Here is a 15,588-nt window from a genome sequence, read left to right as displayed (position 1 = left end):
CTTAATTACTGGCAATAGATTGGCGGAATAAACTAGCGGTTTCTAAGAAACTCAATGCTTGCTGAGCATAAGCTTTTGCGAAAGCTTCGCTAGGCTCATGTTGATTGATTTGAAGAACTAAAGCAGAAAAGCTTTCGGCTTGTAAATCAAAATCACCGGTTTGTACATATTGCTCATCGAATTTCGTAATCACGGCATTCTGAGTAGATACTTGTACACTCTTATCTAATAATAAAGCTTTAGCAGCAGAAACGAATACGCTGTAAGCGTGATAGATAGCATCTGCCCAGCGTTTATCTTCTAAGGCACCTTTGCACCAATCATATTTTTCTTCTGATTCGAATAGCAATGTAGCCACTAAATCGATGATGACACTGGCACATTCACCCACTCCAATTTCCGTATGAAAGGACTCCGCAGCTCCCCAGTCAATAAAATCATCATCCACCAATGTTTGTAAATCAGCAATCGGCTTCAATAGAGTATAAAAATATTTTTCTCCTTGACGGTCATAGTACTGGTGGAAATATTCTCCTTCTAAAGCATTTTCTTCATAGTTATTTAAAACTACTCGCAAAACTTCAGGACCTCTTTTAGATGGAACCTTAATCACTTTGTCTGCAATTTTTCCTTCTCCATTTCCAAGTGTGGCTCCTCCTAAAAGAACTTGTAATGCCGGAAGAACTCGCTTATCTGGAGCTTTCAAAGATGATCCATGAAAGCCTATGCTGGCCATGCTGTGTTGTCCACAGGCATTCATACATCCCGAAATTTTGATTTTCATTTGGCTGTCATGAATTAACTCAGGAAAATCTTGTGAAATGACCTCTTCTAATTTCGATGTAATATTGGTGGAATCAGAAATAGCCAAATTACAAGTATCTGTACCTGGGCAAGCCGTGATATTGGCCACAGAATTGGCTCCAGGTGAAGCTAAATCATGGTCTTTTAAGACTTGATATACATAGGCCAAATTTTGTTGTGGGACAAATTTGAACAACAAACCTTGGTTAATGGTGATACGAACATCATCTCCAATATATCCTTCTAAAGCTTGCATGATACTTCTAGAGGTATCACTGGAAATATTTCCGTTCAAAATACGTACATATACCCCAAAATAACCTACTTGTTTTTGCTCAAAGGTATTTGAACTTAACCAAGTTTGATATGCTTCAGAACCATCAGAAATGATGCTGGATAGTTTAGTAGGTATAGAAACCTCCCAAACACCATCGCTAGGAATTTCTACCACTTGATTTTTTAAAGCTTTGGTTTCAGCATTGACCAAATCCATAAACGCCTCAAATCCAATTTTCTGAATTAAAAACTTCATACGAGCTTTATGACGGGAGTTTCTTTCTCCATGACGGTCAAAAACACGTAAAACAGCTTCCATAAATGGAATAATTTTATTCTCAGCTAAGAACTCATAGGCCGTGTAAGCTAACATGGGTTGTGCGCCCAAGCCTCCACCTACCACTACTTTAAATCCTTTAATCCCTTGTTGAATTTTGGGAATAAAGCCCATATCATGTAAATAAGCAAGGGATGTATCTTCGTCCGTATTAGAAAATGATATTTTTACTTTTCTTCCCATTTCTTGGCAAATCGGATTTCTCAATAAATATCGGAAAGCCGTATCTGCATGGGCACTTACATCAAATAATTCCAAAGGATCAATCCCAGAAGTAGGAGAGGCCGTGATATTTCTAACGGTATTTCCACAAGCTTCACGTAATGTAATATCGTCTTGTTCTAATTTAGCCCATAACTCAGGCGTACGATCCAAAGAAACGAAGTGAATTTGAATATCTTGACGCGTCGTTAAATGCAAATTTCCAGTCGAGTATTCATCTGAAATAGCTGCAATTCGGCGCCATTGGTTGAACTTAATTTTTCCATAAGGAAGTTTAATGCGAACCATTTGTACGCCCTGTTGTCTCTGGCCATAAACACCACGAGCCAATCGAAGGCTACGGAATTTCTCTTCATGTATCTCGCCTGCTCTGAATTGAGCAATTTTATTGGCAAGATCAATGATGTCTTTTTCTACTATAGGATTTTCTATTTCTGAGCGGAAGCTTTGCATAATGGCGTATTTTTAATCTTATATACTCTATATAATATATAGATTTTAAGCAAAATTACAAATTCAACGCTATTCGACCAAGGATTTTTCATTCGAATGTAAAAAACTTTTACCCAGTAATCTTTGAAATAGAACGATTATTTCAATGCAATTCAAATTGTAGATGTAAAGGATTTTCCACAACTGATATTTGTATAGGCCATTTTTAGGTAATCAAGGTATGGCCTAATGAGGAATTAGCTTGAAATTCTAATAAAAGTGAAAGGATGTGAATGGCAGTTTCCATTCTTCAAAAGAATTGATTAGTTTTGCCCTCCCAAACAGAGGGGTGTCCGAGTGGTTGAAGGAGCACGCCTGGAAAGTGTGTATAGGTCTCAAGCTTATCGAGGGTTCGAATCCCTTCCCCTCTGCTCCTAAAGACAAATCTATCTTAGATTTGTCTTTTTTTTGTTTTTGGATAATCAGGCTCCGAATGAATTCAATACATTTGTTCACATAAATCCGCTGAGCAATGTACATTCCCGCCATCAACCAATTGACAGATTTAGCTGAAATTATCCAGTTCATTCAGAAATATAGTTTTGGATCGATCATCACCATGGTTCATGGTAAACCTGTGGCGACGCAATTGCCTTTTGTTTCCCAGTTGGTGGATAATAAGATTATTTTGAGAGCCCATTTTGCCAAAGCCAATGAACAATGGAAGCAAATTGTAGATCAAGAAAACTTATTTATTTTTCAAGAACCCCATGCCTATATTTCTCCAAGGCATTATGAAAAAGAGCAAAATGTGCCTACTTGGAATTATATATCCGTGCATCTTTATGGAAAGGCCAGATTAGTTCAAACCCAAGAGGAAGCTCAAGGTATTCTGGAAGAAAGTATTGAATTTTTCGAAAAGGAGTATAAAACGCAGTGGGATGGGCTATCGGAGGCATATAAATCGAACATGATACAAGGAATTGTAGCATTTGAAGTTGTAATTTCTGAAATTCAAGCCAAGAAGAAAATAAGTCAGAATAGATCAAAAAAAGAGCAAGAACAAATTGCTCAAGCTTTATCGCAAAGCACTTTGAGCCATGAACAGCAAATTGCTGAATATATGAAGAAGAATTAGGAAATTAGATTTGCATGTTATTTTCAATGCATTGCCTATGAAGAGTCAAGTTAGAATATTGTTGGTAGAAGATGACCCTAGGATATGTCAGAATATTCATGATTATTTTTTTCAGGAAGGCTTTCTAGTAGAAATTGCTAGAGAAGGATTAGCTGCTCAAAAAATGATGGAAGAAAAGAAATATGACATTATTGTATTGGATATCAATTTGCCTTACAAAGATGGTTTGACTTTATGTAAAGAATTTCGGCAATACAATACACATACGCCCATTTTAATGCTAACAGCATTTGACGATTTGGATGATAAAATGCATGGATTTGAGGTTGGAGCGGATGATTATTTGACTAAACCCTTTTTTATGCGGGAGGTCATGGCACGAGTGAAAGCATTATTAAAACGCTCAAAAAACCAACCAGTCCCTGAAGCAGAGAATATACTACGTATGGAAGATTTATTGATTGATTTAAGTACTCAATCGGTCAGTAGAGGAAAGACTCCGATTAGTTTAACTCCAAGAGAATTTAATTTATTACTTAAATTGGCCAATGCCAAAGGTAAATTAGTCACTAAGAGAGAGTTGAATCGGGATATTTGGGGTGGATCTTTAGATGAAAATAACAATACGATTGAGGTGTATATTAACTTTCTTCGGAAAAAAATAGATAAACCATTTGCCTCTAACTTAATCAGGACCAAAGTGGGTTTTGGTTATTACCTAAGTTCTCATGAGCATTAGACAACGTATATTGATTTACTTTTCTGTCTTGTCTATCTCGGTGGTAGGTGTGACATTTTTGTTGTTGTTTACTGTATTTAAAAATTATCGAAAGGAAGATTTTCAACAAAGAATAAAGGATCATATTTTCTCCACCATGGGGATATTGGCGGAAGTGAGAGAACTGGATCAAGATATCATCCAATCCATGGGGGAGTTGACGGTCAATAAATTATTTAGAGAAAAGACCTTGTTATTTGATTCTCAAAAAAAATTGATTTATTCCAGTATTGATGATACGAAAATAGAGTTTTCAACAGAACTGTTAAAAGAATTGAACCAAGATCGTTCAATCATTGAAACAGAGGAAGGGGATTTAGATGTCGTTGCGGTGACATTTCGGATTCGAGGGAAACAATTTTATGGCATATCTAAAGCCTATGATAAGTTTGGACATTCCAAGCTAGACTTTTTGAAAAATATCCTTTGGGTATTTTTTGTATTGATTTCAGCACTCATCTTATTAAGCTCGTTTATTCTTTCCAAGCAGATTACCCAGCCTATTATTCAAATGGCATCGGCATTGAAAGTTATTAATATGGAAACTCCTCACAGTTTCTTACCTATTCCTGAAAATAAAGACGAAATTTATTTGTTGGCACAGCGATTTAATGAACTGATGACTCGTTTACAGAATTCATTCGCCTTTCAAAAGCATGCCGTACATCATATTTCTCATGAATTGAAAACACCGATTGCCATATTGGTAAGTAATTTGGAGAACTTAGAAAAGGAAAAAGATCCTATACAATTGGTAAAAGGCATTCAAAATCAGAAGGAAGACACCCTGTTATTAGGGGATATGATTAATGCCTTACTTGAAATAGCCAAAGTAGAAACTCATGCTAATTTGAGTTTTCAACGGATTCGTTTAGACGAAATCGTTTTTGATGCTTGTTCTGAAGCCAAAAAATTGTATCCAAAATTCAAATTTGATATAAAAATTCATCCCAACATAGAACAAGAGGATAAATTAGTGATTGATGGCAACATCCGACTAATTCAAATGGCCGTTCAAAATTTATTGTTGAATTGTATTCATTATTCTACCACGAAAAGGGCCGAAATTATGTTTCAATTTCAGTATGGAGAATTAAAAATATTTTTCTCCAATGAGGGACCGTCCATCTCAGCCTCTGAAGTACCTTACTTGTTTCAGCACTTTTTTAGAGGATCCAATAGTCAAGGTAAAAGAGGTTTTGGATTAGGCCTCGTTTTGGTGAATAAAATCGTTCAGCTACACGGAGGTAAAATAGATTATCAAGTGGATTCGAATACTCGTAATGTTTTCACCCTTCATTTTCCTAGTAAATCATAATTGTAAGTTGCTGATTTATAGTGTGATAATAAATTAAATTCTATTTTAAGTTCATTTTAAGTCTAATCTTCCCAGTTTTGTGGACATAAAAGATTAGCTATGTCCTACTTTAAAATTTGCAGCCTTTTTTTGATGCTTTTGCTAGCTTTTGGCAGTAAGGCACAATCCGATACTTTATCGATCACCATAGCTCAGGCAGATAAGGTCTTTTTAAGTACGAATTATCAATTGTTGGCTACCTCATTGAACATCGATGTTCAAAAGGCCCAAGTGCTACAAGCTTCTTTGTATCCTAATCCAGTTTTGACTGTGGACATGAATGCCATTGATCCAGAGAATAGTAAAATTTTCCATTTAGGAAATACGGGTCAGCAAAGTGTTCAGTTGGAGCAACTGATTTTGTTGGGCGGTAAAAGAAAAGCCCAAATAGATTTAGCGAAGACCAATGTGGAAATGGCAGAGTTAGCTTTTCAGGATTTGATTCGTCAATTAAAATTTGAACTTCATACAGGGCTTTATTTATTGAATCAACAACAAATTCTGATTGGGAAGTACACCAAACAAATGGCCATGGTGGACAATATTCTTAGCACCTATGAAATTCAGGCACATAAAGGGAATATCCCATTAAAAGATGTGGTTCGCTTAAAGGGGGTTTATTTAAATCTGAGCAATGAGAGAGCAGCCATTTTTGGAGATTATTTTCAGCAACTATCTAAAGTGCAGACATTGTTGCAAACCAAAAGTATGGTAGTTCCTAAAGTTTCTGACGCAGAAATTCAAAGTTTCATTCAACCTTTTGATGTTAAATTATTAATTGATCAAGCATTGGAGAATAGACCTGATTTATTGTTGGGAAAGAAGGATGCCGTTTTTGCTGAACAGTATTTTTCCCTTCAAAAGAAATTGGCTAAACCTGATATCACGTTGTTTTCTTCTTATGATCAACGAGGTGGTGCTTTTCTACGTCAAGTGAATGTAGGTGTTGCTATTCCTTTGATGTTTTGGAATAGGAATCAAGGAAATATCAAATCCGCAGAGACTCAGATTAAAGTGAAGCAATTGTTTGTAGATGGTCTTAAGAGCCAAGTTATTGCAGAGGTTCAAAGTACTTATTTGCAATACAAACAAACAGTTTCTGAATTTTTGAAAAACAATAAATTGTATGACGAAGATTTTGAGGTAACCTTAAAAGGTATGACGGAGAACTTCCAAAAGGGCAATGTTAGTTTGATTGAATTTGTGGACTTTTTTGAATCCTATAATAATGCCCTTTCGGAGATTTCCAGGATAAAAATTCAATTGGCAACTTCTGCAGAACAAATAAAATTAAGTACAGGTAAAGAACTATTCTAGATATGAAAAATGTAGTATTGATGGCTTTTGCAGCCACATTTCTGATGCTTTCTTGTAACAAGGAAAATACAGAATCGGATAAAGCAGTGGCATTTCGTTTAAGTGATACCATGATGGCCCGTTGTGAATTTTATTCGGCTGATTTACAAGAGGTTAAAAATGAGATTCGTTTGTTTGGTAAAATTCAGGCAGATAATAATAAACTCGCCCAGATCTATTCCATTGTGGGAGGAAACGTCATTAAGATTAATGCCGAATTAGGAGATTATGTAAAGAAAGGTCAAGTCTTGGCGGTTATTCGAAGTGGGGAAGTAGCCGGATATGAAAGAGATCGCTTGGATGCATTAGGCGATGTAGCTGTGGCAGAAAAAAACCTTCAAGTAGCTCGCGATTTATATAAAAGTAAATTATCCTCTGAAAAAGATGTAGTAGCTGCAGATCGAGAATTAGATCGTCAAAAAGCGGAGTTAGCCCGTATCAATGAAGTTTTTAGCATTTATAACTTGAAAAAAGGATCGATTTACAATGTGACGGCTTCTATGAGTGGCTTTATTGTTCAAAAAGAAATAAGCCCCAACGAGCAGATTCGTCCAGACAAATCAGATGCTTTATTTTCTATTGCTGAAATCAATGAAGTGTGGGCAATGGCTAATGTCAATGAGAGTGATATCCCTAAAGTTCAAGTGGGTTATGAGGCAGATGTCAGAACATTGAGTTATCCAGATGAGGTATATCAAGGTAAAATTGATAAAATTTTCTCTGCCATTGATCCAGAAACAAAAGCTATGAAAGTGCGTGTTAGAATCCCGAACGCCAATTATAAATTGAAACCAGAGATGAATGCCATGGTGGATGTACGTTTTTCTGAGCATAGCCAAATGATTGCTGTACCATCATCTTCTGTCATATTTGATAAGAGTAAAAATTGGGTCATGATTTTTAAAGATCGTGCGAATATTGAAACTAGACAAGTGGAAGTATATCGTCAATTGGGAAATGTTACTTACATCCAGCACGGCTTGCAAAAGGGCGAAAAAGTGATTTCTAAGAATGGAATGCTCATTTATGATGCATTGAACGATTAATAAATTTCAAAAAAGAAATGCGGTTTAACAGCATCATTTTATTGGTTTTATTTACTGGAATACGCTCAATGGCTCAGTCGGATACTACGCAAAGGAAGATGAGTTTTCATTTTCAACAAACAGCGGTGTATCAGTATCATGGAGCTTTTGATGCGCTCTATTCTGGGGATAATAGTATGATAAACAAAGAAGAGGGAGCCTTGTCGCTGACATCGACGTTGTTTTTTGATGCACCCTTGTGGAAAGGAGCCAATTTTACATTTAACCCTGAATTATCAGGAGGTAAAGGCCTTTCTCAGGCAAAAGGTTTGGGAGGTTTTACGAATGGGGAAACATTTAGAATAGGTAACCCAGAGCCAGTGGTTTATGTGGCACGCTTATTATTGGAACAAAATTTTGAGCTTTCGCATCATCGAAATTTGAAATTGGTGATAGGTAAATACGGCTTGTCAGATTACTTTGATTTTAATGCTTATTCTCATGACCCTAGAGCCCATTTTATGAATTGGTCTCTGATGAATCAAGGAAGTTGGGACTATGCAGCCAATACGCGTGGTTATACTTCTGGCTTATACATAGAGTATAAAACACCTCAAGCAGAAGTAAGAGGGTCTTTTTCTGCTGTACCAACTTCTGCTAATGGTCCAGACTTAGATTATAATTACGACAAGGCAAATGGGATTAATCTGGAATTGACCAAACCATTTCAGGTAAATGCGTCTTGGTCTGGATTTTTTCGAATACTAGCCTACCGGAATCAGGCGGCCATGGGAAACTATGATTTGGCCAATAGGGCTCAAGGAATACCCGATATTACATCCACTAGAAGTCCATACAGGACGAAATACGGTTATGGCTTAAATGCAGAGTTAAGCTATTCTGATGTATTGGGCTTATTTGCCCGTTATGGTTGGAGTGATGGTAAAAACGAAACTTGGGCCTTTACGGAAATTGATGAATCAATTTCGGTGGGTGTTCATTTTTGGGGAAAATCATGGAATAGAAAACAGGATTTTGCTGGAATTGCTTGGGTAACCAATGGACTATCATCTTCACATCAGAAATATCAACAGTTGGGAGGTAATGGTTTTATGATTGGTGATGGGAATCTTACATATGGACAAGAATCTATTTTAGAAGCTTTTTATAGCTTTCAAGTTCCTGCTAGTCCATTTACACTTTCTCCAGATTTTCAATGGGTGATAAACCCAGGATATAATATTGATCGAGGACCACTGACAGTTTGGGGGCTTCGCGTACATACAGAATTTTAATTAATAAGCTTTATGAATAAGTTCATTAAAAATATATTGGCATTCTCTTTAAAGAATCGCTTTTTCACCTTTTTCTGGGTGAGTCTTTTGACTCTAGGTGGAGTTATTTCTTATTTGAATATCCCCATTGAAGCATTTCCCGATGTGACGAATACGCAAATTATTGTTGTTACTGAGTGGAACGGTAGAAGTGCCGAAGAGGTAGAACGATTTGTGACTACTCCCATTGAAATTTCTATGAATAGTGTTCAAAGAAAGACCAATGTGAGAAGTATTACCATGTTTGGTTTGTCCGTTATCAAAGTCATTTTTGAGGACGATGTAGATGATTTTTTTGCACGCCAACAAGTCAATAATTTGTTGAGAACAGTTAAGTTACCTGACGATGTCGAACCTGATGTGCAACCTCCTTATGGTCCTACTGGTGAAATTTTTCGTTACACATTGCAAAGTAAGGATCGAGATTCGAGAGAATTGTTAACCCTTCAAAATTGGACTATTGACAGGCAATTGAGAGCTGTACCTGGTGTTGCGGATATTGTGGCTTTTGGAGGTAGGGAGAAGACCTACGAAATAGCTATCGATCCTGTCAAATTGCAAAAATATGATTTGACTCCTTTGGAATTATTCAATGCTGTTTCAAAATCAAATTTAAATGTAGGTGGTGATGTCATTGAAAAAAATGGGCAGGCCTTTGTTGTACGAGGTATAGGGCTATTAAAAACGACAGCGGATATTGAGAATACCATTGTTGATAATAACAATGGCAATCCTCTTTTAGTGAAAAATGTGGCCTCGGTGATTGAAAGTAATATGCCTCGAGTGGGTCAAGTAGGTTTAAATGATAACGATGATGTGGTAGAGGGAATCGTAGTCATGAGAAAAGGAGAGAACCCATCCGAAGTCTTGGCACGTCTAAAGGTCAAAATTGACGAGTTAAATACCCGTGTTTTGCCATCCGATGTGAAGATGGTCACCTTTTATGATCGCGATAATTTAATGGCTTATTGTACCAAAACCGTGATGCATAATTTGTTGGAAGGAATCATATTAGTTACCGTGATCGTATTTATTTTCATGGCTGATTGGCGGACCACGCTCATTGTTTCTATCATCATTCCATTGGCTTTATTATTTGCTTTTTTATGTTTGAAATTAAAAGGAATGAGTGCCAATTTATTATCCCTTGGTGCTGTCGATTTTGGTATTATCATTGATGGTGCCGTAGTGATGGTCGAGGGGTTATTCGTGGCCTTGGATCACCGAGCTCAAAAGGTTGGTATGCCAGCTTTCAATCATTTGGCCAAGATGAGTTTGATTAAAAAAACGGGTACAGAATTAGGTAAGGCCATTTTCTTTTCCAAATTGATCATTATTTCTGCATTGCTTCCCATCTTTTCATTCCAAAAAGTGGAAGGAAAAATGTTTTCTCCATTAGCATATACCTTAGGATTTGCCTTATTAGGAGCATTGATTTTCACATTGACTTTAGTACCCGTTTTAAGCTCTGTGTTGTTGAACAAAAATGTCAAAGAAAAGCATAATTTCTTTATTGATTTTATCAATAAAATAGTAGGCAAGGCCTTTCATTGGACATTTAATCATAAAAAAATCACTTACCTATTTGCAGGATCTTTGTTTGCATTGTCCTTGTTTTCTACCAAGTGGTTAGGTTCTGAATTTTTACCTCCATTAAATGAAGGGGCATTGTGGGTAGAAGCAAAATTACCAATGAGTTCGTCTTTGCCAGAAACCGTAAAAATGGTGACTACTCTACGTAATGAACTTCGGAAATTTCCGGAAGTGAACGGGGTATTGTCACAAGTAGGACGAAGTAATGACGGTACAGATCCAAGTGGGTTTTATTATGTGCAAATGCAAGTGAATTTAAAGCCTAAAGAAGAGTGGGGCAGAAAGTTGACGGTAGACGGTTTAGTTAATGAAATGGATAGGCGATTGAAAAATTTTCAAGGGATTAATTATAATTATTCTCAACCTATCATTGATAATGTTGCGGAAGCTGTTGCAGGGATGAATGCTTCCAATGCTGTTAAGATTTATGGAGATGATTTAGGCAAATTGGATGAGTTGGCGAATCAGGTCTTGGACCAAATTAAAGATGTGGAAGGTGTGAAAGATGTAGGTATTTTAAGAAATGTTGGTCAACCTGAAATCAGTATATTATTAGATGAAGAAAAAATGGCCATTTATGGTGTTACGAAGGCCGATGCACAAGCTGTCATTGAAATGGCGATTGGAGGAAAGACGGCCTCGTCAAAATATGAGGGAGAAAAGAAGTTTGACATTAGAATACGTTTTTCAAAGGAATACCGTAAAAATGAAAATGACATCATGTATTTGATGATTCCTACGATTAAAGGGACTAAAATCCCTTTGAAAGAAATTGCTGTACTTGAAAATTCCACGGGCCCAGCCTTTATTTATCGTGATAATACAAAGCGATTTATAGGTGTCAAGTTTTCAGTTAGAGATCGAGACCTGGGCAGTACCATTGCTGAAGCACAGAAAAATGTCTTGAAAAATGTGAAATTGCCTGTTGGATACACTATTGGATGGGCAGGAGAATTTGAAAATCAAGTGCGTGCCACAACTCGATTAGGACAAGTTGTTCCTATCAGTTTGATTTTGATTTTTGTCTTGTTATTTATCATGTTTGGTAATGCTAAAGATGCAGGCTATGTGTTGATTAATGTGCCTTTTGCTGTTATTGGTGGAATTTTTGCCCTGCATATTACAGGAATTAATTTTGGTATTTCGGCAGGTGTGGGCTTTATCGCATTGTTTGGTATTTGTATCCAAAATGGGGTAATTCTAATTTCTGAAATCAATCAACAAGCCAAGGAGCTTCCTGATTTAGCATTAGCTATTCAGCAATCTGTCCGTGCGCGTACTCGCCCAGTGGTGATGACCGCTTTGATGGCCGCGATAGGTTTATTGCCAGCGGCATTAAGTACGGGGATTGGATCAGAAAGTCAAAAGCCTTTGGCAGTAGTTATCATCGGTGGTTTAGTTACAGCTACGCTTTTTATACTTTTGGTATTCCCATTGATTTATCATTCGGCTTTGAAAAAACGTCATTATGTAAGATCGGCGAAGTCGAACCGTTAATCGATTTGAGAGCAGACAAATAAGGTTTTTTATTTGGTGAAATTCGTTTACATTTATGCCAATTAAATAACCTATTTGAAAATGAAAAATAAGCGTAACGATGGCTTAAATCGGAGGGATTTTCTTTCGAAAGCCAGTTTGGCCTTTGGATCAATCATGATTGTTCCAAGGCATGTGCTAGGAGGTAAGCGTCCTGATGGAAGTTCATATCTTGCTCCTAGTGATGTACTTAATTTGGGATTTATTGGAACTGGTAAACAAGGACGAGGATTGTCAAACTCCTTTTTATCAACAGGTCAGGTAAGAATCAGTGCAATCAGTGAGGTTTACCAAGCGAAGGCTAATTTATTCTTGGACCGTGTCAAAGAAAATTATGCCAAGAACCCTTCTTGGGGTAGCTATGCTGCTATTCCCGTTTTTCAAGATTATCGCGAATTATTAGCTTCTAAAAATGTAGATGCTGTTGTTATTGCTACGCCAGATCATTGGCATGCAGCCATGGCCGTTAGAGCTGCAGAAGCAGGTAAAGATATATATTGTGAAAAACCGTTGTCATTAACGGTTAGGGAAGGTAGAGCTATGGTGAATGCCGCTCGCAAACATAAGCGTGTATTTCAAACCGGAAGTATGCAACGTTCTTGGCCCGAGTTTCGTCAGGCGGTAGAACTGATCCGTAATGGATATATTGGAGAAGTGAAATCCATTAAAGTCAATGTTGGCCCACCGCCAGAAGCGTATCAATTACCAGCTCAAGCTATTCCCGAAGGATTGGATTTTGAAAAATGGTTGGGACCCAATGAGGCGGTAGCATTTAATTCGGAATTAGCTCCACCCATTTCTCAAGATGTATTTCCTAATTGGAGAAAATACAAAGAATTTGGCGGAGGCGGTATGACAGATTGGGGTGCTCATATGTTTGATATTGTTCAATGGGCATTGGATATGGATCAATCAGGTCCAGTGAAAGTAAGCGCTCCACAAGGGAAAGATCAACCATATCTAACATATACCTATGCGAATGGAATAACCATGACCCATCAACCATGGGAATGGAATAGTGGTGTGGAATTTGTGGGAACAGAAGGAACATTACGGAGTGCAAGAAAGAAACTAGAAACTTCTAAGCCAGAACTGAAAGATCGAGTTATTGGACCGAATGAAAAGCATGTGTATAAAAGCGAAAATCATTATATAGACTTCATTCAAGCTATTCGTAATAGAACCATGCCAATATGTGATGTGGAAGTTGGTCATAGGACAGCATCAGTATGTAATATTGGTAACATTGCTTATGCTGTGAATAAATCATTGGAATGGAATCCGAAGACGGAAAAATTCAATGATGCCGAAGCAAACGCTTTATTAGGAAGAAAATTGAACAAAACTTGGGGTATAAAAATTTAACAGATGTTTATGAAAAAGATTGTATTGACCGTAATGATAGGCCTGTTGGCTTGTAACTTAGGATTCTCTCAAAAAGGAAAATGGGTAGAATTATTTGATGGTAAAACCTTAGATGGTTGGAAAGCCAGTGAAAGACCTGAATCCTTTCGTGTAGAAGATGGAAATTTAGTGGTAGAAGGACAGCGTGCTCATTTATACTATGATGGCGCATTCAATAACCATGATTTTAAAGATTTTGAGGTTCAAGCTCGCATTATGACATTTCCAGGAGCAAACTCTGGATTGTATGTACATACCGATTTTTTACCAGGAGATTGGCCAAAACAAGGTTATGAGATTCAGGTAAACAATTCTCATACAGATTGGAGAAGATCAGCTAGTTTGTACAATGTCGTGGATTGTGCCGAAGTGTACGTAAAGGATAACGAATGGTATGATATGTTAGTTACCGTTAAAGGAAACCGTATCGTGACTAAAATCAATGGAATCACGGTAGTAGATTATACTCAACCAGCTAGCCCTTTAAGAAATAAAGGTCAGGAATTGCGATTAATAAAAAATGGGACCATTGCTATACAAGCACATGATCCCAAATCTAAAGTAATGTATAAGTCGATTAAAGTTCGACTACTATAAATCAACTGCTTCACCATAGGCCGCTTCTGTAGCACCTTTAAATGCTTCAGAAATGGTCGGGTGAGGGTGTACTGACTTCATGATTTCATAAGCAGTACTTTCTAATTTACGCACGACTACCGCTTCGGCAATCATTTCAGTTACGTTGTAACCAATCATGTGAGCGCCAAGCAATTCGCCGTATTTAGCATCATAGATTACTTTGACAAAGCCATCGCGAGCACCAGCTGCGGTGGCTTTTCCTGAAGCTACGAATGGGAATTTTCCTACTTTGATATCGTAGCCAGCTTCCTTTGCTTTCTTTTCAGTCATACCTACTGAAGCAATCTCTGGAGTACAATAAGTACATCCTGGAATATTGGTATAATCTAATGCCTCGGTTTTATGACCAGCAATTTTTTCTACACAAATGATACCTTCTGCAGAAGCTACGTGAGCTAAAGCTGGACCAGGAGTAACATCACCAATGGCAAAATAGCCTGGCATATTGGTTTCATACCATGCATTCACAGGGATTTTACCTTTGTCAACGATGATACCCACTTCTTCTAAACCAATGTTTTCTAAGTTTGAAATAACACCAGCAGCGGATAGTACGATATCACATTCGATTTCCTGATTTCCAGTTGGGGTTTTGATGGAAACTTTACAACCTTTTCCTTTGGTATCAACTTTTTCTACACTTGAATTAGTTAAGATGTCGATGCCCATTTTCTTGTATTGTTTGGCCAATTCTTTGGATACATCCTCATCTTCTACAGGAACTACATTGGGAAGGAATTCCACAATGGTTACTTTCGTTCCCATGGCAGCATATACATAGGCAAATTCAACACCGATAGCTCCAGATCCGATAATCACCATAGAATCAGGTTTTTTGCTTAAGCTCATAGCTTTGCGGTATTCAATCACTTTTTCTCCATCAATGGGGATGTTAGGTAAGGCTCTAGCACGTGCCCCTGTGGCAATCATGATGTTTTTAGCTTCATAGATGCTTGATTTACCTTCGGCATCAGTTACCTCTACTTTCTTACCAGGCTTGATTTTTCCAAAACCCATGATGACATCGATTTTGTTCTTTTTCATCAAGAACTGAACGCCTTTACTCATGCTATCTGCAACTCCACGGGAGCGTTGAATAACTGCGTTAAAGTCCGCTTCAGCTCCTTTTACGGTAATTCCATAATCAGCAGCATGTTTGATGTATTCAAAAACCTGAGCTGATTTTAAAAGAGCTTTCGTTGGAATACAACCCCAGTTTAGACAGATTCCGCCTAGAGATTCTTTTTCCACGACTGCACATTTTAAGCCTAATTGAGAAGCTCGTATCGCGGCTACATACCCTCCCGGGCCTGATCCTACCACGATTAAATCGTATTGTTGCGCCATTGTATTGCTT

11 protein-coding genes and 1 tRNA gene are annotated in these 15,588 nt (G+C 37.4%); 10 read left to right on the top strand and 2 right to left on the bottom strand.

Annotated features, from left to right (window positions below; all coding sequences use genetic code 11):
• Window position 1: 1 nt before the first annotated feature.
• A complete protein-coding gene (locus tag HME7025_RS11090; protein WP_109323998.1) occupies window positions 2-2,092 on the bottom strand; it encodes a nitrite reductase in 2,091 nt (696 codons plus the stop codon).
• Window positions 2,093-2,414: 322 nt separating this feature from the next.
• On the opposite strand from HME7025_RS11090, the gene HME7025_RS11085 reads away from it, so the two are divergent.
• The 10 genes from HME7025_RS11085 to HME7025_RS11040 all read left to right on the top strand — a co-directional run bounded on the left by HME7025_RS11085 (window position 2,415) and on the right by HME7025_RS11040 (window position 14,189).
• Window positions 2,415-2,502, top strand: a tRNA-Ser gene (locus HME7025_RS11085).
• A gap of 101 nt (window positions 2,503-2,603) precedes the next feature.
• Window positions 2,604-3,209, top strand: coding sequence for an FMN-binding negative transcriptional regulator (locus HME7025_RS11080; protein WP_109323997.1), 606 nt, complete (start codon window positions 2,604-2,606; stop codon window positions 3,207-3,209).
• A 37-nt stretch (window positions 3,210-3,246) separates the two neighbouring features.
• The gene (locus HME7025_RS11075; RefSeq protein WP_109323996.1) at window positions 3,247-3,948 is read left to right on the top strand and encodes a response regulator transcription factor; all 702 of its coding nucleotides are present in this window, start codon (window positions 3,247-3,249) and stop codon (window positions 3,946-3,948) included.
• Entirely contained in the window at window positions 3,938-5,305 is a 1,368-nt protein-coding gene (locus HME7025_RS11070; RefSeq protein WP_109323995.1) for a sensor histidine kinase, read from the top strand. The genes HME7025_RS11075 and HME7025_RS11070 overlap by 11 nt, the downstream gene beginning before the upstream one ends.
• 99 nt (window positions 5,306-5,404) lie before the next feature.
• Window positions 5,405-6,661, top strand: coding sequence for a TolC family protein (locus tag HME7025_RS11065; RefSeq protein ID WP_109323994.1), 1,257 nt, complete (start codon window positions 5,405-5,407; stop codon window positions 6,659-6,661).
• A gap of 2 nt (window positions 6,662-6,663) precedes the next feature.
• Window positions 6,664-7,746, top strand: coding sequence for an efflux RND transporter periplasmic adaptor subunit (locus HME7025_RS11060; protein ID WP_109323985.1), 1,083 nt, complete (start codon window positions 6,664-6,666; stop codon window positions 7,744-7,746).
• Window positions 7,747-7,763: 17 nt separating this feature from the next.
• Window positions 7,764-9,020, top strand: a complete 1,257-nt coding sequence (locus HME7025_RS11055) for a carbohydrate porin (protein WP_226998217.1) — start codon at window positions 7,764-7,766, stop codon at window positions 9,018-9,020.
• Between the two features lie 12 nt (window positions 9,021-9,032).
• Window positions 9,033-12,149, top strand: coding sequence for an efflux RND transporter permease subunit (locus HME7025_RS11050; RefSeq protein ID WP_109323983.1), 3,117 nt, complete (start codon window positions 9,033-9,035; stop codon window positions 12,147-12,149).
• Between the two features lie 81 nt (window positions 12,150-12,230).
• On the top strand, window positions 12,231-13,553 hold the full coding sequence (locus HME7025_RS11045) for a Gfo/Idh/MocA family protein (protein WP_109323982.1): 1,323 nt from the start codon (window positions 12,231-12,233) through the stop codon (window positions 13,551-13,553).
• A gap of 9 nt (window positions 13,554-13,562) precedes the next feature.
• Window positions 13,563-14,189, top strand: a complete 627-nt coding sequence (locus tag HME7025_RS11040; protein WP_109325415.1) for a 3-keto-disaccharide hydrolase — start codon at window positions 13,563-13,565, stop codon at window positions 14,187-14,189.
• Here HME7025_RS11040 and lpdA read toward each other — a convergent pair.
• The gene (gene lpdA / locus HME7025_RS11035; RefSeq protein ID WP_109323976.1) at window positions 14,184-15,578 is read right to left on the bottom strand and encodes a dihydrolipoyl dehydrogenase; all 1,395 of its coding nucleotides are present in this window, start codon (window positions 15,576-15,578) and stop codon (window positions 14,184-14,186) included. The genes HME7025_RS11040 and lpdA overlap by 6 nt on opposite strands.
• Window positions 15,579-15,588 lie beyond the last annotated feature (10 nt).

Origin of the sequence: Aquirufa nivalisilvae (assembly GCF_003143535.1) — a bacterium.
Lineage (GTDB): Bacteria > Bacteroidota > Bacteroidia > Cytophagales > Spirosomataceae > Aquirufa > Aquirufa nivalisilvae.
Note: the sequence above shows the minus strand (reverse complement) of the source record. Positions and strands in the feature narration are given on the sequence as shown.